The organism is Paenibacillus naphthalenovorans (assembly GCF_900099895.1).
Taxonomy (GTDB): Bacteria; Bacillota; Bacilli; order Paenibacillales; family NBRC-103111; genus Paenibacillus_G; species Paenibacillus_G naphthalenovorans.
Genome location: NZ_FNDY01000092.1, coordinates 1 through 1426, shown reverse-complemented (window position 1 = coordinate 1426; position 1426 = coordinate 1). Strand labels below are relative to the sequence as shown.

Sequence of the window (1426 nt, the reverse complement as noted above, 5' to 3'; positions counted from 1 at the left end):
TGAACTGCACCCCAATTGTTAGACACACATCTAACAATTGGAGGTGCTTTTCTTTTGGCTAAATTTACAGCAGCAGAAAAAATAAAAGCGGTCAAACGATATTTAGAAGGACATACAGGTTATCAAACAATCGCACAGGAAATCGGTGTACATGTTAGTAAACTACAATATTGGGTAAAAAAATATCAATATCATAGAGAAGGGGCCTTTATAAAAACCTATACAAAATACACTGCCCAATATAAACTAGACGTAATTAACTATATGAACGAACACGGGACGTCCATTATTGAAACGGCAGCGAGATTTAACTTGTCTTCCGAATCGATTCTTTGGAATTGGCAAAATACCTTAGACACACTAGGCTGGGCGGCCCTGGAATCAAAGAAAAAGGGGCGTCCAACGATGAAAAAAGATGGTCAGAAACCAACAAACAAAACTGCACCAGCAGAAGGTTCAGCAGAGGCTTTGCAAGCAGAATTAGAGCGTTTACGTATGGAGAATGCTTATTTAAAAAAGTTGAATGCCTTAGTTCAAAGCAAGGAAAAATCACCAAACAAGACAAAACGCAAGTAGTCTTTGAATTAAGGCATGAATTTCCGGTGAAATCAGTACTCAAGCTAGCAGGGATTCCACGTAGTACATATTATTACTGGGTGAAAAACTTTGGGAAATCGGATCAAGATGTCGAGTTAAAAAAACAGATCCAATCCATCTTTGACGAACATGAAGGGCGTTATGGTTATCGTCGTATTCGGGATGAATTGGTGAACCGTGGTTATATAGTGAATCATAAAAAAGTACAGCGAATCATGAAAGAATTGAGCTTGAAGTGCGTTGTCCGCATGAAAAAATATCGTTCTTACAAAGGGACAATAGGTAAGATTGCCCCCAATCTCTTAGACCGTCAATTTACAGCGGAAAAACCAAATAAGAAGTGGGTAACGGACATCACAGAGTTCAAATTATTTGGCGAAAAACTTTACCTGTCACCTGTTTTAGACTTATTTAACGGAGAAATTATTGCGTATACAATCGCTTCAAGACCAACCTATTCCCTCGTCTCGAAGATGCTGGAGAAGGCATTTGAACGACTGTCAGAGAACGATGTACTCCTCCTGCATTCCGATCAAGGCTGGCATTATCAGATGAAGCAATACCGTCAAGCCTTACAAGAAAGGGAGATCACGCAAAGTATGTCCCGTAAAGGCAATTGTTACGACAATGCGGTAATTGAGAATTTCTTTGGTATATTGAAATCCGAATTCCTCTATCTAAAGGAATTTGAAAGTGTGGAACACTTTAAACAAGAATTAGCGAAATATATCGATTACTATAACCACAAACGAATGAAGGCAAAATTAAAAGGCATGAGTCCAGTTCAATACCGTACGCATGCCTTACAAGCTGCCTAATAACATAACCT

1 protein-coding gene is annotated in these 1426 nt (G+C 38.8%); it reads left to right on the top strand.

The window, feature by feature from the left end; translation table 11 throughout:
- Positions 1-54: 54 nt before the first annotated feature.
- Positions 55-1415, top strand: a protein-coding gene (locus BLT35_RS26370) for an IS3 family transposase (protein WP_139170889.1) whose coding sequence is annotated in 2 segments (ribosomal slippage) — positions 55-511 and positions 511-1415 — 1362 coding nt in all. Because the reading frame shifts where the segments join, the coding sequence is not laid out codon by codon here.
- The last annotated feature ends 11 nt before the right edge of the window (positions 1416-1426 follow it).